This is a genomic window from Kitasatospora sp. NPDC086009 (genome assembly GCF_044540385.1).
Classification (GTDB): domain Bacteria; phylum Actinomycetota; class Actinomycetes; order Streptomycetales; family Streptomycetaceae; genus Kitasatospora.
Genome location: NZ_JBITSA010000015.1, coordinates 189,177 through 212,185 on the forward strand (window position 1 = coordinate 189,177; position 23,009 = coordinate 212,185).

The 23,009-nt window shown below is 74.0% G+C and carries 21 protein-coding genes; 9 read left to right on the forward strand and 12 right to left on the reverse strand.

Annotated features, from left to right (window positions below):
* The first annotated feature begins 621 nt into the window (after positions 1 to 621).
* Both ACIF6L_RS29735 and ACIF6L_RS29740 read left to right on the forward strand, forming a co-directional pair.
* Positions 622 to 1,599 (forward strand): ATP-binding cassette domain-containing protein, encoded by a 978-nt coding sequence (locus ACIF6L_RS29735; protein WP_396490579.1) that lies wholly within the window; start codon positions 622 to 624, stop codon positions 1,597 to 1,599.
* Entirely contained in the window at positions 1,596 to 2,384 is a 789-nt protein-coding gene (locus ACIF6L_RS29740) for an ABC transporter permease (RefSeq protein WP_396490581.1), read from the forward strand. The genes ACIF6L_RS29735 and ACIF6L_RS29740 overlap by 4 nt, the downstream gene beginning before the upstream one ends.
* Positions 2,385 to 2,556: 172 nt before the next feature.
* Here the strand turns inward: ACIF6L_RS29740 and ACIF6L_RS29745 are convergent, their stop codons facing one another.
* Together ACIF6L_RS29745 and ACIF6L_RS29750 are read right to left on the reverse strand one after the other, a co-directional pair.
* Entirely contained in the window at positions 2,557 to 3,258 is a 702-nt protein-coding gene (locus ACIF6L_RS29745; RefSeq protein ID WP_396490582.1) for a hypothetical protein, read from the reverse strand.
* A complete protein-coding gene (locus ACIF6L_RS29750) occupies positions 3,255 to 3,812 on the reverse strand; it encodes a sigma factor-like helix-turn-helix DNA-binding protein (protein WP_352293922.1) in 558 nt (185 codons plus the stop codon). The genes ACIF6L_RS29745 and ACIF6L_RS29750 overlap by 4 nt, the downstream gene beginning before the upstream one ends.
* Positions 3,813 to 4,223: 411 nt before the next feature.
* On the opposite strand from ACIF6L_RS29750, the gene ACIF6L_RS29755 reads away from it, so the two are divergent.
* Together ACIF6L_RS29755 and ACIF6L_RS29760 are read left to right on the forward strand one after the other, a co-directional pair.
* Positions 4,224 to 5,051, forward strand: a complete 828-nt coding sequence (locus ACIF6L_RS29755) for an SAM-dependent methyltransferase (protein ID WP_396490583.1) — start codon at positions 4,224 to 4,226, stop codon at positions 5,049 to 5,051.
* A 189-nt stretch (positions 5,052 to 5,240) separates the two neighbouring features.
* Entirely contained in the window at positions 5,241 to 6,704 is a 1,464-nt protein-coding gene (locus ACIF6L_RS29760) for a S8 family peptidase (RefSeq protein WP_396490585.1), read from the forward strand.
* A 104-nt stretch (positions 6,705 to 6,808) separates the two neighbouring features.
* Here ACIF6L_RS29760 and ACIF6L_RS29765 read toward each other — a convergent pair whose 3' ends face one another.
* The 3 genes from ACIF6L_RS29765 to ACIF6L_RS29775 form a co-directional block, all read right to left on the reverse strand.
* Entirely contained in the window at positions 6,809 to 7,651 is an 843-nt protein-coding gene (locus tag ACIF6L_RS29765; RefSeq protein ID WP_396490587.1) for an MBL fold metallo-hydrolase, read from the reverse strand.
* A gap of 20 nt (positions 7,652 to 7,671) precedes the next feature.
* A complete protein-coding gene (locus ACIF6L_RS29770; protein WP_396490589.1) occupies positions 7,672 to 10,530 on the reverse strand; it encodes an AfsR/SARP family transcriptional regulator in 2,859 nt (952 codons plus the stop codon).
* A 271-nt stretch (positions 10,531 to 10,801) separates the two neighbouring features.
* A complete protein-coding gene (locus ACIF6L_RS29775) occupies positions 10,802 to 11,641 on the reverse strand; it encodes a TIGR04222 domain-containing membrane protein (RefSeq protein WP_396492610.1) in 840 nt (279 codons plus the stop codon).
* Between the two features lie 249 nt (positions 11,642 to 11,890).
* Between ACIF6L_RS29775 and ACIF6L_RS29780 the strand changes: the two genes are divergently transcribed.
* The 3 genes from ACIF6L_RS29780 (at position 11,891) to ACIF6L_RS29790 (ending at position 15,102) form a co-directional block, all read left to right on the forward strand.
* On the forward strand, positions 11,891 to 12,439 hold the full coding sequence (locus tag ACIF6L_RS29780) for an RICIN domain-containing protein (protein WP_396490592.1): 549 nt from the start codon (positions 11,891 to 11,893) through the stop codon (positions 12,437 to 12,439).
* Positions 12,440 to 12,689: 250 nt separating this feature from the next.
* Positions 12,690 to 14,021 carry a GH1 family beta-glucosidase gene (locus ACIF6L_RS29785; RefSeq protein WP_396490594.1) on the forward strand — a complete coding sequence of 444 codons (1,332 nt, stop codon included), beginning with the start codon at positions 12,690 to 12,692 and terminating at the stop codon, positions 14,019 to 14,021.
* Positions 14,022 to 14,331: 310 nt separating this feature from the next.
* Entirely contained in the window at positions 14,332 to 15,102 is a 771-nt protein-coding gene (locus ACIF6L_RS29790) for a hypothetical protein (protein ID WP_396490595.1), read from the forward strand.
* A 34-nt stretch (positions 15,103 to 15,136) separates the two neighbouring features.
* Here ACIF6L_RS29790 and ACIF6L_RS29795 read toward each other — a convergent pair whose 3' ends face one another.
* Positions 15,137 to 15,502 carry a hypothetical protein gene (locus ACIF6L_RS29795; RefSeq protein ID WP_396490596.1) on the reverse strand — a complete coding sequence of 122 codons (366 nt, stop codon included), beginning with the start codon at positions 15,500 to 15,502 and terminating at the stop codon, positions 15,137 to 15,139.
* Positions 15,503 to 15,654: 152 nt separating this feature from the next.
* Complete coding sequence (locus ACIF6L_RS29800) at positions 15,655 to 16,590, reverse strand: AraC family transcriptional regulator (protein ID WP_396490598.1); 936 nt, start codon at positions 16,588 to 16,590, stop codon at positions 15,655 to 15,657.
* A gap of 95 nt (positions 16,591 to 16,685) precedes the next feature.
* Between ACIF6L_RS29800 and ACIF6L_RS29805 the strand changes: the two genes are divergently transcribed.
* Entirely contained in the window at positions 16,686 to 17,408 is a 723-nt protein-coding gene (locus tag ACIF6L_RS29805) for an SDR family oxidoreductase (RefSeq protein WP_359811422.1), read from the forward strand.
* A gap of 134 nt (positions 17,409 to 17,542) precedes the next feature.
* Here ACIF6L_RS29805 and ACIF6L_RS29810 read toward each other — a convergent pair whose 3' ends face one another.
* From ACIF6L_RS29810 to ACIF6L_RS29830, 5 genes are all read right to left on the reverse strand, one after another.
* Positions 17,543 to 17,956 carry a VOC family protein gene (locus ACIF6L_RS29810; RefSeq protein ID WP_359811419.1) on the reverse strand — a complete coding sequence of 138 codons (414 nt, stop codon included), beginning with the start codon at positions 17,954 to 17,956 and terminating at the stop codon, positions 17,543 to 17,545.
* A gap of 174 nt (positions 17,957 to 18,130) precedes the next feature.
* Positions 18,131 to 18,796 (reverse strand): glyoxalase, encoded by a 666-nt coding sequence (locus ACIF6L_RS29815; RefSeq protein WP_396490600.1) that lies wholly within the window; start codon positions 18,794 to 18,796, stop codon positions 18,131 to 18,133.
* Entirely contained in the window at positions 18,796 to 19,347 is a 552-nt protein-coding gene (locus ACIF6L_RS29820) for a helix-turn-helix transcriptional regulator (protein WP_396490602.1), read from the reverse strand. Before ACIF6L_RS29820 ends, ACIF6L_RS29815 begins: the two co-directional genes overlap by 1 nt.
* A gap of 169 nt (positions 19,348 to 19,516) precedes the next feature.
* Entirely contained in the window at positions 19,517 to 19,927 is a 411-nt protein-coding gene (locus ACIF6L_RS29825) for a VOC family protein (protein WP_359811412.1), read from the reverse strand.
* A 173-nt stretch (positions 19,928 to 20,100) separates the two neighbouring features.
* Positions 20,101 to 21,837 carry an amidase gene (locus ACIF6L_RS29830; RefSeq protein ID WP_396490603.1) on the reverse strand — a complete coding sequence of 579 codons (1,737 nt, stop codon included), beginning with the start codon at positions 21,835 to 21,837 and terminating at the stop codon, positions 20,101 to 20,103.
* A gap of 144 nt (positions 21,838 to 21,981) precedes the next feature.
* On the opposite strand from ACIF6L_RS29830, the gene ACIF6L_RS29835 reads away from it, so the two are divergent.
* Entirely contained in the window at positions 21,982 to 22,707 is a 726-nt protein-coding gene (locus ACIF6L_RS29835; protein ID WP_396490604.1) for a TetR/AcrR family transcriptional regulator, read from the forward strand.
* The last annotated feature ends 302 nt before the right edge of the window (positions 22,708 to 23,009 follow it).

Sequence of the window (23,009 nt, forward strand, 5' to 3'; positions counted from 1 at the left end):
GGGGCGGCGTCGCGGGGCAGCCCGGTGCTCGCACGGCACCGCGTCCGGTCCTGCGTCCAGGCTATGCCGCGACCCGCGCGGTGGCAGGGCGGGCGGGTCGCGGGCCGGGGGTCGCGGGTCGGGGGCCGGGTGCTCGTCCGGGGCCGGGGGCCGGGGCCGGGGCGGATGTCGGGCGGGCCGGTGGGGTGCCTGCGGGTGGCGTCGTGGCATCGCCTGGCGCGTGGGTGGTGCCATCTGGTGTCATCTGGTGTCATGAGACGTCATGAGGCGCCCCGGGTGCTGTCTCCAGGGGCTGCGGGGTGCGGGGTGCCCGGTCGTTGGGGGGTGCTTGCTCCGGGATCGGGCCGATGGGAGGCCCGGGAATGCGTGGCACGAGGCCGATGTCAGGGTGGGTGCCATAAAGGCTTGCGTATGGCGCCATCATGGTGCCACCATAGCGTCATCGGCCTCGCGACGTCAGTGATCCCGGAGACGATCGACGACGTCGTGGGCCGAAAGAACCACACCCGGCAGAGCACCATCGACCTCCTCCGTGCCGCGGCCTGAGCCCCGGCACCGCCACCTCGCACACGCCCCAGTCACTTCAGTTCTCGAACGGGAGGGCTCATGCCTTCATCCGCCATGCCCACACCCAGGCGGGCCGACGGTCACCTGCCACCGGTCGCCGTCTCCGCCGTCGGTCTGCGCAAGTCCTACGGCGACAAGACCGTCCTCGACGGCATCGATCTGCGGATCCCGGCCGGGTCCGTGTTCGCGCTGCTCGGCCCGAACGGGGCCGGCAAGACCACCGTCGTCAAGATCCTCTCCACCCTGATCGGGGCCGACGGCGGGCAGGCCCGGGTGGCGGGCCACGACATCGCCACCGCGTCGCAGGCGGTGCGCGCCGCGATCGGTGTCACCGGGCAGTTCTCCGCCGTCGACGGCCTGATCACCGGCGAGGAGAACATGCTCCTGATGGCCGACCTGCACCACCTGTCCAAGCGCGAGGGCCGCCGGGTCGCCGCCGAACTCCTGGAACGCTTCGACCTGGTGGAGGCGGCCGGGAAGCCCGCCTCCACCTACTCCGGCGGCATGAAGCGCCGGCTGGACATCGCCATGACGCTGGTCGGCGGCCCGCGGGTCATCTTCCTCGACGAGCCGACCACCGGCCTCGACCCGCGCTCGCGCCACACCATGTGGCAGATCATCCGCGAACTCGTCACCGGCGGCGTGACCGTCTTCCTCACCACCCAGTACCTGGAGGAGGCCGACCAACTCGCCGACCGCATCGCGGTCCTGAACGACGGCCGGATCGCCGCCGAAGGCACCGCCGACGAGCTGAAGCGACTCATCCCCGGCGGCCACGTGCGGCTGCGCTTCGCCGATCCGGCGGCCTACCGGTCCGCCGCCCTCGCCCTGCGCGACGTCACCCGCGACGACGAGGCCCTGGCCCTGCGGACCCCCAGCGACGGCAGCCAGCGCGACCTGCGCGCCGTCCTCGACCGGCTGGACGCCGCCGGCATCGAGGCCGACGAACTCACCGTCCACACCCCCGACCTCGACGACGTGTTCTTCGCCCTGACCGGCGGCACCGACCAGTCCAAGGAGACCGTCCGATGAGCTCCCTCTCCCTCGCCGTGCGCGACTCCTCCACGATGCTGCGCCGCAATCTCCTGCACGCCCGGCGCTACCCGTCACTCACCCTGAACCTGCTGCTCACCCCGATCGTCCTGCTGCTGCTCTTCGTCTACGTGTTCGGGGACGTGATGAGCGCGGGGATGGGCGGCGGCGCCGACCGCTCCGCGTACATCGCCTACGTCGTGCCGGGCATCCTGCTGATGACCATCGGTGGCACGGTGGTCGGGACGGCGGTGTCCGTCTCCAACGACATGACCGAGGGCATCATCGCCCGCTTCCGCACCATGGCGATCCACCGCGGGTCGATCCTCGTCGGACACGTCATCGGCAGCGTCCTGCAGTCGGTCGCCAGTGTCCTCCTCGTGGGCGCCGTCGCCGTGGCCATCGGCTTCCGCTCCACGGACGCCACCGCCCTGGAGTGGCTGGCCGCCTTCGGTCTGCTCGCGCTCGTCGCCCTGGCGCTCACCTGGATCGCGGTGGGGATGGGCATGGTCAGCCCGAACGCCGAGGCGGCGAGCAACAACGCGCTGCCGCTGATCGTCCTGCCGCTGATCTCCAGTGCCTTCGTCCCGGTCGACGCGATGCCGGGCTGGTTCCAGCCGATCGCCGAGTACCAGCCGTTCACGCCGGCCATCGAGACCCTGCGCGGCCTGCTGCTCGGCAGCGGGATCGGCTACAACGGCTGGCTCGCCGTCGCCTGGTGCCTGGCGCTCACCGTCCTTGGTTACCTCTGGTCGAAGTCGGTCTTCAACCGTGATCCGAGGTAGCGCCGGGCGGCCGGGGTGGGGTGGGGTACGCGGACACCGCGTCGGCGCACCCCGCCCCGGTGGCGGTGGCCCGTGGCCGGGGGTGGCGGCCGGCGCGGCGCCCCTTCGGCCGCGCCACCCGGGGCCGCCGCACCCGGCTGACGCGTCGTCCGGGCTGCCTCACCGGGTCGCGTCACCGGGCTGCGGCGAGGTCCTCGACCAGGCTGGCGGACGGCTGGGGGATCTCGCCGAAGTCCTCGTCCTCGCCGTCCACGACGAGTTGGTTGAGGACGGCCTGCAGCCGGGGCGGGAGGCGGGGGGCGAGACCGTCGTGGCAGCGGGCGAGGATGTCGTGCCGCACCTGCTCGGGGAGCAGCGCGGTGGCGGGGCGGTGGGGTCCGGCGCGGTGCCGCGAGTTCTCGGCCAGGTTCTCCGCCTGGGCGCGCCAGTAGGCGGCGTCCCGCGTCTCGCCCGCCTGCTGGTGGTGCAGGTGGAGGAGGTACGCGGCGGTGGTGCTGCCGGAGCCGGCCGCGAACTGCCACCAGAACTGCGCGGCGTCCACCCGGCCGGTGAGGGCCAGCAGACAGGCGAGGACGAGCGCGCCCTCCGGGTGGATCCGGGACCCGTTGACCAGCTGTTTCAGGGACGCGCCGGCCTGCGGTGCGTTGAGGACCAGGGCGATGGCGAGGGAGAGTTCGTGGGCGGCCTGCTCGTGGGCGGAGGGGAAGGGTGCCGGTGCGACGGTGATCCGCGGCGGCTGCACGGGCGGTGCGGCCGCGGTGCCGGTGAAGACCTCGGTCCGGCCTCCCGCTTCCGTGTCGGTCGGCCAGCCGTTGCAGGCCGGGCCGCCGTCGAGCCAGGAGGTGAGGCCGGGGTGGTCGAGATTGCGGTTCACCGGGACTCCCTGTCCGAGAGGTCGGGTCGGCCGATGGCCTTGGCTATCCGCCGGCGGGCGTGGCGGCGGTTGGACCGCAGGGTGGCGGTCGGCGTGCCGAGGTAGGCGGCGGCCTCGTCGTCGTCCAGGTCGAGGCAGTAGGTGAGGACCATGATGTCGCGTTGGCGCTCGGGTAGGGCGAGGATCGCGGTGAGCAGGCCGATCTGCTCGGGCAGGGTTTCCAGGCTGAGCCGGGCCTGTCGGCAGAAGTGTCCGATCACGGCGTCCATCGCGGCGATCTGCACCGCGGTGGGCTGGCTCTGGGCGTCCAGCCAAGCGCCGAGGTGCTCCTTGAGCAGGCGCCAGGCGTAGGCGGCGGGGATCTCCTGGCGCAGGGCGAGGGACCAGTTGCGACGCAGGTGGGCCTTCATCTCGGCGACGATCAGTTCGGCGGCGCCGTGGTCGGCGCCGACCTGGGTGCGGGCGAAGCCCGACCAGGCCCGCTCGTGGGTGGCGCAGAACGCCTCGAAGGTGAGCCGCAAGCGGGGACCGTCCGGTGCGCTGCTGTCGTTCATGGCTTGCCCTCCCCTGCGCCCGCCCGTCGGGGGCGGCGCCTGCCGGTCGATCGTCATGTCGGTCCTCCTCGTGTCTGCGGTGTGGGGCCACCGAGCCTGAGCGAGGGAACGGTTGAGGCCCCCGTGGAACATGCAAGCGCAGCAGGGGCGGCTGTGTGCAAAGAGAGAATCAAGAATACTGACTGAAAGTAATATGATGAATACGCAGACGATACTGATGGATCGTCACATGCCGGTGGCATAGCTTGGACCGGTTCAGTGAGGCGCCGGTCGCAGCGGCCGCCGCGCCGGTTGACCGGCATCGGTCGTGGGCAGATGTCTCCATTGAGAGGTGCGCCCTGGCGCGCCTGAGCGCGCGCCGCATGGCGCATGGGGGTGGCGCGGCCACGGGCCGACAAGGCGGGGGGACAGATGGCGGGGAGCAGGGGAAGTCACGACGGCGTCGAGGTCGATCTGCAGTTGCACCGGGCGCACTCGGCCCGGATGTACGACTACTACCTCGGCGGGACCACCAACTTCGCGGCCGACCGCGAGGCCGCGGGGCAGGCCCTGGCCGTCTTTCCCTGGGCGCCCGTCGCGGCCCGGGCGAACCGGGCGTTCATGCACCGGTCCATCCGCTTCCTGGCCGGTACGGGGATCGACCAGTTCCTGGACATCGGTACCGGCATCCCGACCAGCCCCAACCTCCACGAGGTCGCCCAGCAGGTCAACCCGCAGGCCCGGGTGCTCTACACGGACAACGACCCGATCGTCTTCGCCCACGCCCAGGCCCTCCTGCGTTCCAACCCGGCGGGCCGCACGGTCTACCTCCAGGCCGACATCCACAAGCCCGAGGCCATCCTGGAGTCCGCGGAGCTGCGGGAGGCCCTGGACCTGGCGCGGCCGGTGGCCCTCAGCCTCGTGGCGCTCCTGCACTTCATCCCGGACGAGCGGCAGGCGCACGCCGTGGTGGACCGGCTCAAGAGCGCGCTCGCCCCCGGCAGCGCCCTCGTGATCAGCCACGGCACGGCGGACTTCGCGCCCGCCGCCGCCGAGCGCGTCAGCCAGGTGTACGCCGCCGCCGGCACCCCGGTGCGGATGCGCGGCCGCGAGGAGGTCCGGAGCTTCCTCGACGGCTGGGAGATCCGCGACCCCGGTGTGGTGGCCACCCACCGCTGGCGGCCCGATCCGGACGGCTCCGGCCCGGAGATCACCGAGGCCGAGGCCTCCGCCTACGCCGCCGTGGCCGTCAAGCCCTGACCGGCGCGCGGCCGCCCGGGGGAGGGGCCGGCCGTGGGAGAGGGCCGGCCGCGGGGCCGGAGAGCGGTGCTGTTTCGGCGGGTGACAGGGGTGTGTCGTGAGCGGTCCCCGGTTCAAGGGATCATTGCCCTGGCACGTTGCGTCGAGACCTCGTGCGAACGCCTTGCAGACGGGCTGATCGGAGAACACATGTCACCCCTGGTACGTCGGCGGACCGGTCGTCGGGTCCTCGCTGTCGCCGCCCTGACCGCGGTGGCGGTCGGCGTCCCCGCGGTGCTCACGGCCATCCCCGCCTCCACGCCGGAGGCGGCCCCGCCCGGCTGGTCCGCCGGGATCCGCTCGTACCTGGTGATCAGCGCACCCGCCGACGTCCACTCCGCCAAGGCCGCCGTGGTGGCGAAGGGGGGCACGGTCTTCGCCTCCTACGACGCGATCGGCGTGGTCGTCGCGCACTCGACCACCGGCGACTTCGCCACCACGCTGCGGGGCGTGCCCGGGATCCAGCAGGTGGGCGCCACCCGCACCGCCGACGTGCCGGCCGACGCCTACGCCCCGGCGGTGCCGGCCGCCCCCGACGAGTCGGACGAGGCCCCCGACGAGACCGTCGGCTGGAACATGAGTCAGATCAGGGCCGACCAGGCCTGGGACGTGACCACCGGCTCCCGCACCGTCAAGGTCGGCGTGCTGGACACCGGTGTGGACGACCTGCACCAGGACCTCGCGCCCAACTTCGACGCCGCCGACTCCGTCTCCTGCGCCTACGGCAGGACCGACACCCGGGCCGGATCCTGGCGCGCCATCGGCTCGCACGGCACCCACGTCGCGGGGATCATAGCCGCGGCCAGGAACGGCGTGGGCGTCGTCGGCGTCGCCCCGGGCGTGGAGATCGCCTCGGTCCGGACCGCGGAGCCGGGCAGCCTCACCTACGCCGAGAACGCCGTGTGCGGGCTCGTCTGGGCCGGTGACCACGGCTTCCGGGTGACCAACAGCAGCAACGAGACCGACCCGTGGCTGTTCAACTGCCCGGACAACCCGGACCAGGCCGCCATCATCGAGGGCGTCAGGCGCGCCCAGGAGTACGCCGAGAGCCGGGGATCGCTCCAGGTCGCCGCCGCCGGCAACGCCAACCAGGACTTCGCCGGAACGCCGACGGACACGTCGAGCCCCAGCGACTCCGAGCCCTTCGAACGGACCGTCACCAAGGCCTGCCTCGACGTCCCCGCCGAGCTTCCGGGCGTGGTGGCCGTCGCCTCCACGGCCGTCGGCGGCGGCTGGGCGTCCTACTCCAACTACGGCGAGGGCGTCATCGCCCTCGCGGCGCCGGGCGGCGACGGTGACGCCGACGTGTACTCGACCGTGCCCGGCGGGGGCTACGGCATGATGAGCGGCACCTCGATGGCCTCCCCGCACGTCACCGGTGTCGCCGCGCTCATCGCGAGCACCGACCCGTCGCTCACCCCGGCCGGGATCCGCGAACGCCTCGCCGCCCAGGCCGACCCGCAGCCGTGTCCCGCCTCGGACACCCGCTGTGTCGGCACCGAGGGTGACAACGGCTTCTTCGGCAAGGGCGAGGTCGACGCGCTGAAGGCGGTCGGCGGCGCCGTCGCCGCCACGCGGCGGCCGGTGGCCGTTGCCGGCGGCTCCCCGGAGTAGCGACCCGGCGGTCCGGGGCCGTCGTCGGGGCGCCGTGCCCCGCCGCGCCCCGGCGTGCCCGCCGGTGCCCCGACGCACCCGCCGGCGCCCGGACCCACCGCCGGTCAGGGCCGTCCCGGGTGCGGTGCCGGCGGGCGGGGGAAGTCGGCCGGGTCGTGGGCGCAGATCAGTCGGACCTCGTCGTGGTGCGCGCGGCGCAGTTCGCGCAGGCGTTCCCGGTTCTGCAGGCGGGCGCCGTTGTCGAACGCCATCATGCGCTGGAAGGCCGTCAGCCCGGGCGGGCGGCGGGGTGCGGCGGGGTCGACGTCCGTCTGCGAGAAGTAGGCGTCGCCGCAGTGCAGCAGCCAGCGGTCGGCCTCCCGGACGGCGACGCCGCAGTGGCCGCGGGTGTGCCCCGGCAGGGGCACGAGCAGCAGGTCGGGGGCCCCGCGCCAGGGCGCCGGGATCGCGCGGAAGCCGTACCAGCTCTCGGTGGCGGCGTCCGGTCGGTGCTCCACCCAGCGCGGACCGTGGGCCCACTGGACCGGGCGGTAGCGGTCGCGTTCCCCGCGGGTCGCCAGGGCCTCGACGGCCCGGAGCTCGTCGGCCAGGACGTGGACCCGGGCGTGCGGGAAGTCGCCGATCCCGCCGGCGTGGTCGGGGTCGAGGTGGGTGAGGACGATGTCGCGGACGTCGCGCGGGTCGTGGCCGAGCGCGCGGATCCGGTGCACCGCGGTGGCGGCCGGCCGGAGCCGGGGCCGGACCGTCCGCAGGAAGGACCGCCCGAGCCGCCGCGGGTCCGCGACGTCAGCGGTCCCGAACCCGGTGTCGACCAGGACCAGTCCGTCCGTGCCTTCCACCAGCAGGCAGTGGGCCGTCAGCCGGCCGATCAGCGGTCCGCCGCTGCCCAGGAGCAGTCGGCCCCCGACGGGGCACATGGTCGCGCAGTTCAGGTGATGGATGGTCATCTCGTCTCCGGTGTCCCGTGCTAAGCGAGTCGCAGGCCGTGGCGGGCCCGGGGGGTGGGCGCGATCGCGGTCGGGCCCGCCGGGGTCCGGCGGCCCGCCGGTCCGGCCAGCCGCCCGTCCAGGTCCTCGGCCAGCCGGACGTCCCCGTGCGCGGTGTACAGTTCGCCCGCCGCCCGGAGCTGGTCGCCGGCCTCCTCGGTGCGTCCCGTCCCCGCCAGGAAGTCCGCGAAGTGACGCCGCGCCAGGGCGTGCAGCCGGACGTTGCCGCTCGACCCGCACAGGTGCAGCGCCTCCCGCCAGACCCGTTCGGCCGCCTCCGGTTCGCCCAGCGCCTGCCGGGCGAGGGCCTCGCTGACCATCGCCCACAGGTGGGCGTTGGCGGTCGGACGGTCGGACAGCAGCGCTCGCGTCTCGCGGGCGTGCTCCAGCGCGGCCACCGGCTCGCCCATCACCACCTTGATCGCCGCCGCGTTGCTGAGCACGGTGGCGGCGTGCTCGCGCAGTCCGCTCGCCCGGATGAGGGCGAGGGCGGCCCGCGCGATCCGGTCCGCCTCGGCCGGGTCGCCGGACAGGGCGGCCATCGAGGACCGTACGGAGAGGGCGTGGATGTGCAGTTCGCCGTCGTCCGGGGTGGTCCGGCCGACGGCCCGCCCGGCGAGCGGCAGCGCCTCGGCGACGCGTCCGCTGGAGCCGAGGGCGCAGGCCGTCGCCGCCTCCATGGCGGCCAGCCCCTCCCGGCCGCCGTCCAGCCGGGCGGCCCGCAGCCCGACCCGCAGGCAGTCGAGCCGGTCGGCGACCCGCCCGGCGCCGTAGTAGAGGATCGAGGCCGACCGGGCCAGGCGCCACGCGCGTTCGTACTCGCCGCGATCGGTCGCGGCCGTCACCAGCGCGCGGAGCACCGGCTCCTCGGCGTGGCACCAGGCGAGCGTGGACCGGACGTCGCCGAGCCGCGGCAGCGCGCGCGGCCCGGGCCCGGCCAACCGGAACGGCTCGTGGTACGGGTTGATCCGCCGGACCGCCAGGCCGGTCGCGACGAGCTCGTAGTCGACCAGGCGCCGGAACGCCGCCCGTCGCCGCTCGGGGGCGAAGCGGGCGAACAGCTCCGAACCGTAGAGCCGGACCAGGTCGTGCCGGCCGAAGCGACCGGGCGTCTGCTCCGCCAGTAGGTGGTGCGCGGTGAGCGGGCCGAGCGCGTGCCGGGCGCCCTCGGCGTCGGTGTCCAGCAGCGCGGCGGCCGCGTACGGGTCGGTGGTGCTGCCCGGGTGCACGGTCAGCAGCGCGAGCAGGCTCCGCGCGCCGTCCGGGAGATGGTGGTGCGTCAGGGTGAGCGCCGCCCGGACGCTGACCGCCCCGCCCTGGGTGCCGAGCGCGGCCAGCCGGGTGCCCTCGTCGCTCAGCTCGTCCACCAGGTCGGCGATCCGCCAGCCCGGGCGGGCGGCGAGCCGGGCGGCCACGATCCGCAGCGCCAGCGGGAGCCGGTCGCAGAGACCGATCAGCCGCCCGGCCGGCTCCGGCTCCGCCGCCACGCGCTCGGCGGTGAGCAGGCGCTCCAGCAGCCGGTGCGCGTCGGCGGACGGCAGGGCGGCGAGCTGGAGCAGCGCGGCGCCGTCGGTGACGACCAGGTCCTCCAGGCTGTTCCGGCTGGTGATCACGGTGGCGCAGCCGGGCCCGGACGGCAGCAGGTCGGCCACCTCGGCGGCGCACCGCGCGTTGTCCAGCACGACGAGCAGCCGGCGCCCCTGGGTGCGGTCACGGAACAGTGCCGCGCGCACGGCCCGGTCCTCCGGGATCGCCTGCTCGGGGAGGCCGAGCGCGCGGAGGAAGCGGCCCAGGGCCTGGGCCGGGTCGCCCGGACCGGCGGGGTCGAAGCCGCGCAGGTCCGCGAAGAGGACGCCGTCCGGGAAGCCCGCCGCGACGCGGTGGGCCCAGTGGAGCACCGTCGCGGTCTTGCCCACCCCGGCGGGGCCGGTCACCACGGCCAGGCCGTCCCCGGTCCGGTCGGGCCCGCACTGCCGGTCGAGCCAGTGGTGCTCCGACGAGCGCCCGACGAAGCCCCGGGGCGGCCCGGGCAGGTCCCCGACGGCCGCCGGCGGCCCGACGGCGGCCGTGTTGTCGGAGGTGTCGGAGGTGTCTGGGGTGTCTGGGGTGTCGGGGGCCTGACGGGTAGGGGCGCCCCGGCCGGGGGGGTCGGTGGCCGGCAGCTCGGCCAGGGCCTCCTGCAGCGCGGGCCCCGGTGCGACGCCCAGTTCCTCGTCCAGCCGGACACGGGCCCGGTGGTAGACGCGCAGTGCGTCCGCACCGCGCCCGCTCTGGTGCAGACAGCGCATCAGCAGGGCCGCGGTGGGCTCCCGCAGTCCGTCCGCGCGGACGCTCTGCTCCAGGACGGGGACGGCCGCGTGGCCCAGGCCGAGCCGCAGCTGGCGCCGCGCCCACGCGGTCAGGGCCTCGGTCCGGCCCTCGTCGAGCCGGCCGGCCAGATCGGTGCAGAGCGGGGTGGCCGGAAGATCGGCCAGGGCGGCGCCGCGCCAGAGCCCGAGCGCCCGCTGGAGCAGCCCGGCGGCGGTGGCGTCGTCGGCGGTCTCGGCGGCCCGCGCGGCCAGTGCCCCGGCGGCGAGGGCGTCTACCGCCCCGGGGTCGCCGTCGAGCCGGTAGCCGGGCGCGCGGGTGGTGAGCGTGAACCCCGAGCCGGCCAGCACCTTGCGCAGCGCCGCGACGTGCCCCTGCAACGCCGCCTTCGCCTGGATCGGAGGCTCGTCGCCCCACATCAGCTCGAAGAGCCGCTCGACCGCCACCGTCCGGCCCAGCTCCAGCGCGAGCAGGGCGAGCACCGCCCGCCGCTTCGCACCGCCGACCGCGGCGCCTCGCCGTCCGCGCGCCACAGCTCGACCGGTCCGAGCAGCCGTATCCCCATCGTCCCCGTCCCGCCTGTGCCGTGCTGTGCCCTGCTGTGCTGTGCCCTGCGGTGCCCCTGCTGTGCTGTGCTGTGCCTGTTCCGTGCAGGGGTGGCATCCTACCGACGGGTAGCATCCCGGTGGCACCCGTCGTCCGACGGGGGAGGGGCGGCGGGCGGGCGACCTCCTGGCGCCCGCCCCGGGGGCCGGGCCGGGCGCCGTTCCGGGTGCCAGGTCGGGCGCCGGGCCCGGCGTCGCGTCAGAGACTGCCGAGCCCCGGGGGGTCGTCGACGGGCGGCCCGGTGCGTGGGCCTTCGGGCCAGGAGACGGCCCCGGAGAGGGGGCCGAGCCTGCCGGTGAAGCCGCCCCGACGAACGGCGGTGGCGAGCAACTCGGCGTCGTGCGCGGAGAGATCGTCGTTGGTGCGGGGGATCCACGGCTCGTGGTCGGCGTAGTGGGCCTCCAGCGCGGCCCGCCCCGCGTCCGTCCGGCTGCAGTGCCAGTAGTGGCCGCTCACCGGCGGGGCGGCGGCCTTCCAGCCGACCGCGAGGAGGACGGCCGTGGCCACGAGCGGGACCAGGAACGCGCGGCCTCCCTCGGCGGCGGCCAGGCCGACGGCGGTCAGTCCCATCGCGACGGACGCCACCTGGGCCCACACCAGCCAGGTGTGGCTCCGCTGCGCCGCCCGGGACCGGCCGGGGTGCCGCACCAGCCCCTGGTCGCCGAGCCGGTCACCGATCGCGAGGACGGCCCGGCTCCACTGGAACCGGTCCATCCGGCGCCAGGTCCGGCGGCTCGGCGAAAGCCCGATCACCTTGATCACGTCGGCTTCGACCGCGTCGCGCGGCACGGGATCGATGACGGTGAGCACCTTGTCCCGCGCCCTCAGCCGCCCGCCCGGCACCATCGCGGCCATGGCCGCCCGGGCGACCCGGTCCTCGTAGAGCTGCAGGAAGGCCACCTCGTAGAGCGTGAACTCCTCGCCGGGCGCCCGCGGAACGACCGGAGCGTCCAGGAAGACGCGGAGTGCGCGCCGGTACCGGACGGCGCAGGCCGCGGTCGACCCGTAGGCGACGACAAGCAGCACCCACCAAGGCACGGCACAGTCCCTCCACCCCACCGACAGGCCACCCGCCCTCTACCCTGCCCGGTCGCGCCCGACACGGCGGAGCCCCCGGCGACCGGGCTGCCCGGGCGGTAAGGGGACGCGGGGTTCCGACGGGGCGTCAAAAGTACGTCCAGGACACCTGCAACCTCGCCGGGGTCGGCACGTCTATGAGGTTGAGACGGTCGGGAAGCCCGGGTGTCTCGATCCGAAGCACAGGTACAGAGATCCCATGGGGGAACCATGAACAACCACGTCCTTGCCAAGCGCCGTCTCGGCTCCGCCGCCACTGCGGTCGCCCTCGGGCTCGGCGCCGGGCTGCTGGCCGCCGCCCCGGCCTCGGCGTCCGGGATGTCCTACGTCCCGCTCTCGGCCGACTCCACGGTGGCGCTCCAGAACGCCGAGACCGGCAAGTGCCTGGGAGTCGTGGACTTCCGCACCGACGACGGTGCGCCGGTCCGCCAGTCGTCCTGGTGCTCCGACACCGCGCAGCAGTGGCGGGTCAGCGACGGCTTCCTCGTGAACGTGTACAGCGGCAAGTGCCTTGAGGTGCCGGGCTGGAGCACCGACCAGGGCACCGCGGTCAACCAGTGGACGTGCAACGGCGGCGCCAACCAGCGCTGGGGCAAGGTCAACGTGAACGGCGCCACCTCGGCCGTCGTCAACTTCCACAGCGGCCTCGTCCTCGACGTCTCCGGCGGGGACCCGAGTGACACCACGCCCGTGATCCAGTGGTCCCCGGGCGGCCCGGCGAAGACGAACCAGCAGTGGGCGCTCAACCCCGTCGACTGACCCGCCCCGGCCGCCCGGCCCGGCGCTTCCGCCGGGCCGGGCGGCCGCCCTTGCCGGACGGGTGCGGTCGGCGCAACGCGCCCGCGCCCGGGGCTTGGTCAGGCTTTCGGGGCGATGTCGGCGCGGGGTCGCCGATGCCGACGGGTCCGCGGTGGCACGTCAACCTCCGGATGTCCTGGCCGTCCACCTCTGGTGCTTCGGCGTCCGGCCAGTAACATGAGCCCTCCTCGCGTTTCTGTAGGAGGTTGTCATGCAGGCTCGACTTGAACTGCCGTCCGGGTTCCGCTGGGGCGTCTCCACGGCGGCCTACCAGATCGAGGGGGCCGTCGAGGAGGACGGCCGCGGGCCTTCAATCTGGGACGTGTTCGCCGCCCGGCCCGGTGCGGTGCGGGACGGGCACACCGGGGCGGTGGCCTGCGACCACTACCACCGGTATCCCGAGGACATCGCGCTGATGCGGGGCCTCGGGCTGGACGGTTACCGGTTCTCGATCGCCTGGCCCCGGATCGTGCCGACCGGCGCGGGCCCGGTCAATCCCGCCGGGCTCGACTTCTACGACCGGCTGGTGGACGCCCTTCTCGCCGCCGGCATCACCCCGCTGCCCACGCTCTTCCACTGGGACCTCCCGCAGGCCCTGGAGGACGCCGGTGGCTGGCTGAACCGCGACACCGCGTACCGGTTCGCCGAGTACGCGGCGGTGGCCGCGGACCGGCTCGGCGACCGGGTACCCGCCTGGATCACCCTCAACGAGCCCTTCGTGCACATGGTCTACGGCTACGCGATGGGCATCCACGCCCCCGGCCGGACCCTGATGCTGGACGCGCTCCCGGCCGCCCACCACCAACTGCTCGGCCACGGCCTGGCCGCCGCCGCCCTGCGCGAGCGCGGCCTGCAGGTGATGATCGCCAACAACCTCACCCCGGTCTGGCCCGACTCCTCCTCGGAAGCCGACCTGGTCGCCGCGCAGGCCTACGACGCCCTGCACAACCGCCTGTTCACCGACCCGCTCCTGCTCGGCCGCTACCCCGACCTCGCCGCCTACGGCGTCGGCCCCGACCTCGGGGGCAGCGTCCGGGACGGCGACCTGAAGCTGATCGCCGGGACGCCCCTCGACGGTCTCGGCGTCAACTACTACAACCCCACCCGCATCGCCGCCCCCACCGACCCCGGCCTCCCCTTCGCCGAAGCCCCCATCGAGGGCGTCCCCCGCACCGCCTTCGGCTGGCCTGTCGTCCCCGACGGCCTGCGCGAACTCCTCGTCGGCCTGCGGCAGCGCTACGGCGCCGCCCTCCCACCCGTCACCATCACCGAGAACGGCTGCTCGACCACCGACACCCTCGACGACCAGCCCCGCATCGACTACCTCGCCGGCCACCTCGACGCGGTGGCCGCAGCGGTCGCCGACGGCGTGGACGTGCGCGGCTACTACACCTGGTCACTGCTCGACAACTACGAATGGGCCGAGGGGTTCCACCAGCGCTTCGGCCTCGTCCACGTCGATTTCGAGACGCAGCGGCGCACGCCGAAGGCCTCGTACGCCTGGTACCGCGACCTGATCGCCACTCATCGAGCGAATGAATGAGGCTGGTGCCGCATCGGACAACGTTCGCCCGGCCACGGGCGGTTGATCCATGGGGTGATGGGGAGATAAGTCTGGGCTCAGGTCAGGGGGAGGGACGGTGCGCGGGTCGCTTCCGGTCGGATCGGGGCGTGATGCGGCCGGGGGCCCGGCATCGTCGTGCTGTCCGCGGTGAGCAGGAGGGCGTTCTCGTTCTCGACCCGCTCTCCTGCCCGACGGGTCCCGGCGGCGGGAACCGCTCCTTCCGTCCGCCCGTCCTTTCCAGGGGCTACCGCAGAATCGACGATGAACTGCCGAGGCCCGAGGAGGATCCATGGTCGACACCGTCAGCTCGCTGGCCACCCGTCTGCACGAAGTGCTGGTGGAGTTCCTGACCAAAGGACCCGCCGCGGCGGGGACCAGGGGCCTCCACGACCTCGTCGCGCGTGCCGCGGCGCTCGGCCCCGACGGTGCGTGGCTCGCCGCGTCGGGCCGTGCGAGCCTCGGTGAGCTGGCGTGCGCGCAGGGAGATGCGGAACTGGCCATCCTCCATTTCGAGGCCGCCGTGGCAGGGGGCTTCAACGACTGCGTGGCACTCCACGCGGCTGTCCTGGTCCCGTTGCACCAGGACCCCCGTTTTCGTGCCCTGTACGAGCGGATGCGCATCACCCAGGCCGACCTCGACGAGTTCTTCTGGTTGCACCAGGAGATGCGGATCGCGGTGCGGGAGGCCCAGGACGCGAGCGTCGACAACATCGGCCGCCTCGACACCGGGGTGTCGCTGCTCCCGCAGGCCCCCATGCCGACCCGTGAACCGAACACCCTCGGCGTCCTGATCACCCGCATCGATCTCGCCGCCGTCCAGACCGCGCTCCAACAAGCCGCCGTGAAGGCGGAGTTCCAGCGCAGCGCCGGCAACACCAGCCTCAGTCTCATCGACGACTCGTGGGACTACCCCCGGGCCCGGATCGACGCCTGGCACGCCGACGAGCTGGAGACCCGACGCCAACAGGCCGCCGAGGCCAGGGCCTTCGTCGAACGCCCCGGCGCCGGCACCACACTCATCCCCTGCCCACCGCTGGGCTCGATCGGCTACCCGGCCTGAGTGTCCGCCACCGCGCCTGCGCGGTGGCGGACACTCAGGCTCCGGCCAGCCAGTCTTCTTCGAGACCGCCGAGAACGAAGCCGTTCTCGAAACGCACCGTGTACCTGGTCCGAGCGCCGGCTCCGGCGCCCACTGCTCCCATCCCGACGACCCGCTGACGGAGGTCGTCGATCAGGCCGGCGGTGAAGCTGTCGAACCGGCTGCCGCGGACTTGCTGGTCGAAGCTCGCGAGCATGTCCGGGGACGCGCCGCCGGCTTGTACTGCCGAGCCGGAGACGATGCCCGTCAAGCCCCCGGCCAGGAACAGCGGACCGGGGAGGCCGGTTCCGGCCGTCATGCCGTCCGCGCTGACCTGCACATCCCTGGTCAGCCTCACCTTCGCGCCGATCTCGTACGGCATGGGTGATCCCCCCTCGTTCGGTCTTGGCCGTGACCGGGACAAGCGTAGTCGGGGGGCTCAGGAGGAAGGTGGGTTCGGCAGGATCAGGACGGAGACCGGCCGGCAGCGCGTACTGCTCTCCCGGTACCGGGTCTCCGGCACCGTGGCCGGGGTCATCGGCCGGGCCGGCGGGCCCGTGCCTCGCGGCGGTAGGCGCCCGGTGGGGCTCCGAAGTGGCGCTTGAAGGCCTTGGCGAACGCGAGCTCCGACGTGTACCCGCTCTTCGCCGCGACGGTGGTCAGGGAGAGGTCGCCGTCCCGCAGGAGTCGTCCGGCCGTCGTCATGCGCCACGTCGTCAGGTAGCTCAACGGCGGATCGCCGACCACGGCGGTGAAGCGCCGGGCGAAGGCCGCCCGGGACAAGCCCGCTCTGCCGCCGAGGGATTCGACGGTCCACGGATGCCCGGGGTCCTCGTGGATGGCATGCAGCGCCGGTGCGATCACCGGATCGGTGAGGGCCGCCGCCCAGCCCCCGGCGCGCTCGTGCGACTGCTCGTCGTACCAGCAGCGCAGGATGTAGACGAGGAGCAGGTCCATCAGCGACCCGACGACGGCGTCGGATCCGGGCCGCGGGGCGTTCATCTCGACGCAGAGCTGATCGACCGTCGCCTGGAGCGCCGGATGACGCCCCGGGCGGGCGGGAAGGTGGATGGCCTCCGGGAGTTCGCGCAGCAGCGGATGCCGGTGGTCCACGTCGAGCTTGTAGGCGCCGCACAGCAGGCGGGTCCGCGCGCCGGGGCCGTCGGCGACGAGGCGGCCGATCGGCGAACCCGCGTCGACCGGTACCGGAGCGAAGTCCACGACCGGGCTCGACAGCGAGTCGGTCAGGACGTGGCCGCTGCTCCGGCGCAGGAAGACCACGTCGCCCGCGCCGAGTTCGATCGGGTCCCCGGTCGGCGGTACGAGCAGGCACCGGCCCTCGCCGACCACATGGAACGCGGCCCCGACGACGGCCTGGACGCGGAAGCCCCACGGCGCTCGCGCCTCGGTGCGGACGGCGCTGGGACGTCCCGTTCGCAGTGCGGCCAGGGTGTCGCTCAGGATGTCCACGACGCGATCATAGTGCCGGGGGATCGAGACGATCGGACAGCGGATCGAGATCCTTGGCCATTCATCGTCTCGCGGCACTGGCATAGCTTCACCTCATGACACTGAACCAGAAGAAGATCGTCGTCATCGGCGGCACCTCGGGCATGGGCTACGCGGTCGCCGAGCAGGCCGCGAAGGACGGAGCCCGCGTCGTCGTCGCCTCGCGCAGCCAGGAACGCGTGGACGCGGCCGCGGACACGCTGCCCGGCGACACCGAGGGCCGTCGCATCGATGTGACGGACGAGTCCTCGATCGCCGCGTTCTTCGCCGGACTCGGCGAGTTCGACCACCTCGTCTACACGGCCGGAGACACCCTGCTCCTGAAGGGGATCGAGGACCTCACCTCGGCCGAGGCCCGCGCCGGCTTCGAAGTCCGTTACTGGGGAGCCTTCCTGGCCGTGAAGTACGCGGTGCCGGCCATCCGTCCGGGCGGCTCGATCGTCGTCACGTCCGGAGTGGTCGCGACCCGCCCGCTGCCCGGCTCGCCGATCCCCGCCAGCACGACGGGAGCGATCGAGTCCCTGACCCGAGCGCTCGCCCTGGACCTGGCCCCGCGGGGGATCCGTGTCAACGCGGTACGCCCCGGCGTCGTGCGGACCGAACTGTGGGACGGCCTCGTCCCGGAACCGGAAGCGTTCTTCCGGAGCCAGGGCGGCGGGCTCCCGGCCGGTCGGGTCGGGCAGCCCGGGGACGCCGCGGCGGCCTATCTCCTCCTGCTGGGCAACCCCTTCGCGACCGGCTCCGTGCTGACGCTCGACGGCGGCGGGTCCCTCGTCTAGACCGGTCGGCAGACGGCTCACGTGAGGCGCCGGGGGTGGGGCGGCCGTCCCGGCGGTAGCGGTCGCCGCGGGGCGTCCGAGCGGGCGCGGGTCACGGGGCTCGCGACCCGCTCGTAGGTCCTCCGCGATCGCGGTTACTCGGCGTAGGGCTGGTCGGTTCCCTGGGCGCTGTAGCCGAGGCTCCAGATGTAGCCCTCCGGGTCGGCGAAGGTGCCGCCGTACCCGCCCCACGGCAGAGCGCCGGCGGGCTTGAGGACGGTGGCGCCGGCCTGCTGGGCCTCCGCCATGATCTCGTCGACCCGTGCCTCACTACGGACGACGTAGGTCAGGACCAGGCCGCTGAAGCCGCTGCCCTCCTGGTCCGTGCCGACCTGCTCGGCCAGGCCCTCGCGGCCGTAGAAGCCGACCGGCGAGGCGCCGTCCGATGCGAAGAACACCGAGATGCCGTAGTCGTTCTGGATCTTCCAGCCGAGCCCCTCGGTGTAGAACCGCTTGGCCCGGTCCATGTCCCGGACGCCGAGGAGGATGGAGCTGACGTGCGCCTTCATGGCTCACTCCTTGTACTGGTGGATGTGTGTGCGCTACTGGTGGAGGTGTACGCGACGTGTGGGGGTGTACGCGTCGGCGATCCGGGCCGGGGCCCGGCTGTCGTCGGCGGCGCGGACGATCGATCGGGGCTGGGCGCGCAGGACCCGGTGGCCCATCGGAGGCGCGGCCCGTCGTCAGGACGGCGTGGGGGCGAGCGCCTCGGCGGCCTCCCAGACGAACCCGTCCTGGTCCGTGAAGGCCCCGGCGGCGCTGCCGAGGACGATGCGGTGCGAGCCCGTGCCGTCGACGGGGACGCCGAGGTCCTTGGCCAGCGCGCGGCGCTTGTACAGCGCCAGCTTGACGGTGCCGGCCCCACCGGGGGCGAACTCGGTGTACTTGCCGCCGAAGCTCTTGGCCACGGTCAGGCCCCGGTCGACGTAGACCTGCTTGGTGGCCTTCACGTCCTCGACACCGAGCAGCAGGACGACCTCGTCGATCTCGCGGGTGGCGGGGCCGGTGTCCTTCTTCGCGGAGGTCGCGATCTTCCAGATCGTCCCGTCCGGGGCCTGGACGACGCCGCCGTAGCCCCACAGCGACTTCGCGGCGGGCTTCAGGACGGTCGCCCCGGCGTCCACGGCGGCGCCGACGAAGCCGTCGACGGTCGCGGGCCCGGACACCGTGAGCGCCAGGGTGAAGCCGCGGAATCCGGTGGAGTGCGCCCCGGACGCCCGCAGGCGGATGTGCGTGTCCACGCCGAAGGCGCGGTAGAAGCGGAGGGCGGCCTCGGGGTCGGCCACCTCAAGGGTGACGGAGGCGAGGGACGTGTGGGCTGCGGTGGAAGCGGTGGTTGCCATGACCATCACGCTAGGCGCTGCCCGGCGGCCGGGGCTTCTCGATTCCTGACCGGTCTCGCGACCCGCCTCGCCACCCACGCGGGCATCCCGTCCAGGATGATCGCCGGCCCCGCCGCAGGAGCGGGACGGCCGGCCGCCGCGTCCGCCGCGTCCGCCGCATCTGCCGCACCCGCCGCACCCGCCGCGTCCGCCGCCCGGCGCCGGAAGGCTCCTGGCGGCATGCCGACCAGCTCGGTGAAGCGGGTGGTGAACGTACCCAGCGACGCGCAGCCGACCGCGCGGCAGACCTCGGTGACGCCGAGGTCGCCCCGCCGCAGCAGCGCCGCCGCCCGCTCGATGCGACGCGCCATCAGATACGCGTACGGCGACCGGCCGTAAGCGGCGCGGAACTCCCGACTCAGCTGCCCGGCGGGCATGTTCGCGTCGCGGGCGAGCGCCGCCACGTCCAGCGGCCGCGCGTACTCCCGGTCGATCCGATCGCGGACGCGGCGCAACCGCGCGAAGTCGGCCAGGCGCTGCGCCTGGACGAGCGCTCGCCGCCATTCCGGCCTGCACATGGGAACCCCCTCGTTCTCCGTCTGCCCTGTCCGTCTGCCCTGCCCATCGGCGCCTTCGAGCGACCGGGGGTGGCCGAGACGGCTGCCCCCGGACGCGTCCACGTGCCGCCGGCACCCCTCACGGGTGGTCGCGCGGCGGCTCGCACAGCCGCGCCGGTACCCGTACGGCTCAGCGCAGTTCCTGGATGCGGATCAGATTGCCCGCGGGATCGCGGAACGCGCAGTCGCGGACGCCGTACGGCTGGTCGGTCGGCTCCTGGACGACCTCGCTGTCACCGGCCTGCACCTTCTCGAAGGTGGCGTCGAGGTCCGGGGTGGCCAGCAGGATCCAGCCGTAGGTGCCCTTGGCCATCATCTCGGTGATCGTGCGGCGCTCGTCCTCGGTGATGCCGGGGTCGGCGGCGGGCGGCGCCAGCAGGATCGACGTGCCCGGCTGCCCGGCCGGGCCGACCGTGATCCAGCGCATCCTGCCCTGCCCGACATCGCTGCGGACCTCGAAGCCCAGGACGTCGCGGTAGAAGACCAGTGACGCGTCCGGGTCGTCGTGCGGAAGGGTGGTGGTGTGAATGCTGATGTCCATGGCGTGGAGGCTAGAGGCAACGCCGTGGCCCGCGCTTCTCGATTCCTGATCGATCGGGACACATTCGGACGTCGGCGGACATGTCGGGCGGCGCGCCCTCGCGTCCCGCGCCAGCGGCGGGGCGGAGCGGGGAGACCCCCGCCCCGCCCCCGCCCCCGCCCCGTCACGTCACGTCACTCGGCGGGCAGTCGAGGGGCGCGCGGCGGTTCCGTGCGGCGGGGGGCCGTCGCCTCGAAGGCGGCGCCGAGGGTCAGGAGCGCGTTGTCGTCGTAGGCGCGGCCGGCGAAGGTGAGGCCGACGGGCATGCCGGTGTCGGTCATGGTGCCCATGGGCACGGTCACCGTGGGGATGCCGAGGTGGCGGGGGACCAGGTTGCCGTTGGCGACCCAGACGCCGTTGCGCCAGCCGAGGTCGGCGGACGCCTCGGAGACGTCCATGTCGGCAGGGCCGACATCCGCGACCGCGGGGAACACGACGGCGTCCAGGCGCAGTTCGTCCATCCACTCCTCCAGGTCGACCCGGCGGGTCTCCTCCAGTCCGCGCAGGCCCGCTTCGAGGTGCGGCATGTCGGTGAAGGAGGCGTACGGGCGCTCGCGGACGAAGCGCGGGTAGTCGCCGATCGAGTCGTCGAAGCCGGCGTAGCGGTCGGGGAGTTCGCCCTGCCGCTCGGGCCAGATGCGGTCGCCGTCGACCTCGGCGAGGGTGGCGAGCTGCGGGTCACCGTTGGCCCGCAGGAAGTCGTCCCACGCCCAGGCGGAGAGGTCCTCGATCTCGACGGTGAGGTAGTCACGGCCGACCAGGCCGCGGGTGAGCAGCGAGGGCGTGCCGGGGCGGTCGGACTCGTAGTTCGACACGACGGGGAAGTCGACCTCGACGACCTCGGCGCCGGCGGCCTCCAGGTCGCGGCGTGCGGCTTCCCACAGGGCGATCACCGAGGGGCGGGTGTCGATCCGCTGTCCGGTCTGGCCGCCGATGCCGCCCTCGGGGTTCGTCCCGGCCTCGGGGTCGGCGTTGATGTACATCCTGGGCACGCCGACGCGCTTGCCGGCGAGCGCGGCGCGCGCCGCCCCGGCGTCGGCGGGGGCGAGGGCCGGGTACGAGGCGGGCCGCACCCGGGAGGCGGCGGGCAGCGGCACCCACGGCTGGGCGCGCCACAGGTCGCCGCGGGTCTCCGGGTCGTCGGCGACGATGACGTCGAGCAGCTCGAACAGGTCGGCCATGGTGCGGGTGTGCGGGACCACGACGTCCATGGTCGGCACGAGCGGCCAGTTGCCGCGCACCGAGATCACGCCGCGGCTGGGCGTGTAGGCGCACAGCGCGTTGTTGGAGGCGGGGGCCCGGCCCGAGGACCAGGTCTCCTCGCCGAGGCCGAACGCGCCGAACGACGCGGCGGTCGCGGTGCCGGAGCCGTTGGAGGAGCCGGAGCCGTAGGCGCTGGTGAGCCAGTCGGCGCTGTACGGGCTCTCCGCGCGGCCGTAGACGCCGCGCTGCATGCCGCCGTTCGCCATCGGCGGCATGTTGGTCAGGCCGATGAGGACGGCCCCGCCCGCGCGCAGCCGCTCGATGGCGAAGGCGTCGCGCCGGGCGACGAGGTGCTCGAAGGCCGGCGAACCGGCGGCGGCCGTCAGCCCCTTCGCGAGGTAGCTGTCCTTCGCGGTGTACGGGATGCCGTCCAGCGGGCCGAGCGTCTCGCCGCGCGCGCGGCGTGCGTCGGAGGCCTCGGCCTCGGCGCGGGCGTCCGGGTTCATCACGACCATCGCGTTGAGGGCGGTGGCGGTGCCGGGCCGGTCGTACGCGTCGATCCGTGCGAGGTAGGCGTCGAGCAGCTCGACCGCGGTGGTCCGGCCCTTCTCCAGTGCCTCGCGCAGGTCGGCGATACAGGTCTCCACAACGTCGAATCCGCGCGTCATGCGGGTGCCTCCTGGGTGGGGGTCGGGCAGGTGGATCGCCGGGCGGCGGGCCGGTCGCGCGTTCGCGGCCGCCACGCCTCCGGCGCACTGACTAGAATTTCAGTCTAGACTACGGATCTAGACCCCCAGGATCGAGGTGCGGCCATGTCGACGCGAGAGACCGAGCCGGTGACGGGTGCCGCGCAGGGTGCCGAGGCGGGCGGCGCGTCGGGTGCTGGGACGGGCACTGAACCGGGCGCCGCTCCCCAGCCCGCCCCGGCCGCGGTCGACCGGAAGCGCCAGCCCAGCGGCGACGAGGCGCGGGGGCGGGCGATGCGGGCCGCCATCAGCGTCATCGCCGAGAAGGGCACCGCGGCCGTGCGGATGTCGGACATCGCCGCGCGGGCCGGCATGAGCACCGGGCACATCCTCTACCACTTCGGCAAGAAGGACCGGCTGCTGCTGGAGGTCCTCGCGTGGAGCGAGGCGGACCTCGGCTCCCGGTTCGAGCGGGCCGCGGACGAGGCCGCGTCCCCCGCCGAGAAACTGGCGCTGTTCGTCCGCTACTACCTGCCCCGCCACCCGGGCGACGAACGCTACGCGCTGTGGACGCAGGTGCTGGCCCAGTGCCACGACGACGCCGGCCGGCAGGTCCTCACCGACCTGTCCGACATCTGGGAGGAGCGGCTGGAGGCCGTCCTCCGGGAGGGGCGGGCGCTGGGGCAGTTCGCCGACGTGGACCCTACCGAGTTCGTCATCAGGGCGGTGGCCATGCTCAACGGGCTCTCCGGGGACGTGATGTTCGGGCGGGCCCGTTGGCAGCACGCCTCCGCGCACGCCTTCGCGCTGGCCGCGCTCGAACGCGAACTGCGGCCGGCCGGCCGGGCCTGAGGACGCGCCCCGCTGCCGTCGCACGGGTCCGGCGGGCCGAGGGCCACCGCGTGCGGCGCGAGGACCGGCGACGACCGGCGGGGGCCGGCCGGTGCGGCCTGACCGGCCGGCGCGCGAGGGCGCTCCCGGCGGGACGGGGCCCGGCGGGCGCCCCCACGGCGGCCGGGCTCGCGTTCACCCTCCTCGTACCGCCGCCGGGCGGCACCGCCGGGCAGGTGCTCCACTGGATGGCCGTTCTGCCCGGCACGGCGGCGTCCACCGGGACGGCGTGGGCCCTGTTCGCGACCGGCGCCGCGGCGTAC

Excerpts from the sequence above, each read along its gene's own strand:
- ACIF6L_RS29735 (WP_396490579.1), top strand. The coding sequence starts at position 622 with ATGCCCACACCCAGGCGGGCCGACGGTCACCTGCCACCGGTCGCCGTC.
- ACIF6L_RS29760 (WP_396490585.1), top strand. The coding sequence starts at position 5,241 with ATGTCACCCCTGGTACGTCGGCGGACCGGTCGTCGGGTCCTCGCTGTC.
- ACIF6L_RS29740 (WP_396490581.1), top strand. The coding sequence starts at position 1,596 with ATGAGCTCCCTCTCCCTCGCCGTGCGCGACTCCTCCACGATGCTGCGC.
- ACIF6L_RS29815 (WP_396490600.1), bottom strand. The coding sequence starts at position 18,796 with ATGGTCATGGCAACCACCGCTTCCACCGCAGCCCACACGTCCCTCGCC.
- ACIF6L_RS29835 (WP_396490604.1), top strand. The coding sequence starts at position 21,982 with ATGTCGACGCGAGAGACCGAGCCGGTGACGGGTGCCGCGCAGGGTGCC.
- ACIF6L_RS29820 (WP_396490602.1), bottom strand. The coding sequence starts at position 19,347 with ATGTGCAGGCCGGAATGGCGGCGAGCGCTCGTCCAGGCGCAGCGCCTG.
- ACIF6L_RS29825 (WP_359811412.1), bottom strand. The coding sequence starts at position 19,927 with ATGGACATCAGCATTCACACCACCACCCTTCCGCACGACGACCCGGAC.
- ACIF6L_RS29810 (WP_359811419.1), bottom strand. The coding sequence starts at position 17,956 with ATGAAGGCGCACGTCAGCTCCATCCTCCTCGGCGTCCGGGACATGGAC.
- ACIF6L_RS29785 (WP_396490594.1), top strand. The coding sequence starts at position 12,690 with ATGCAGGCTCGACTTGAACTGCCGTCCGGGTTCCGCTGGGGCGTCTCC.
- ACIF6L_RS29830 (WP_396490603.1), bottom strand. The coding sequence starts at position 21,837 with ATGACGCGCGGATTCGACGTTGTGGAGACCTGTATCGCCGACCTGCGC.
- ACIF6L_RS29780 (WP_396490592.1), top strand. The coding sequence starts at position 11,891 with ATGAACAACCACGTCCTTGCCAAGCGCCGTCTCGGCTCCGCCGCCACT.
- ACIF6L_RS29750 (WP_352293922.1), bottom strand. The coding sequence starts at position 3,812 with ATGAACGACAGCAGCGCACCGGACGGTCCCCGCTTGCGGCTCACCTTC.
- ACIF6L_RS29805 (WP_359811422.1), top strand. The coding sequence starts at position 16,686 with ATGACACTGAACCAGAAGAAGATCGTCGTCATCGGCGGCACCTCGGGC.
- ACIF6L_RS29765 (WP_396490587.1), bottom strand. The coding sequence starts at position 7,651 with ATGACCATCCATCACCTGAACTGCGCGACCATGTGCCCCGTCGGGGGC.
- ACIF6L_RS29795 (WP_396490596.1), bottom strand. The coding sequence starts at position 15,502 with ATGCCGTACGAGATCGGCGCGAAGGTGAGGCTGACCAGGGATGTGCAG.
- ACIF6L_RS29790 (WP_396490595.1), top strand. The coding sequence starts at position 14,332 with ATGGTCGACACCGTCAGCTCGCTGGCCACCCGTCTGCACGAAGTGCTG.
- ACIF6L_RS29755 (WP_396490583.1), top strand. The coding sequence starts at position 4,224 with ATGGCGGGGAGCAGGGGAAGTCACGACGGCGTCGAGGTCGATCTGCAG.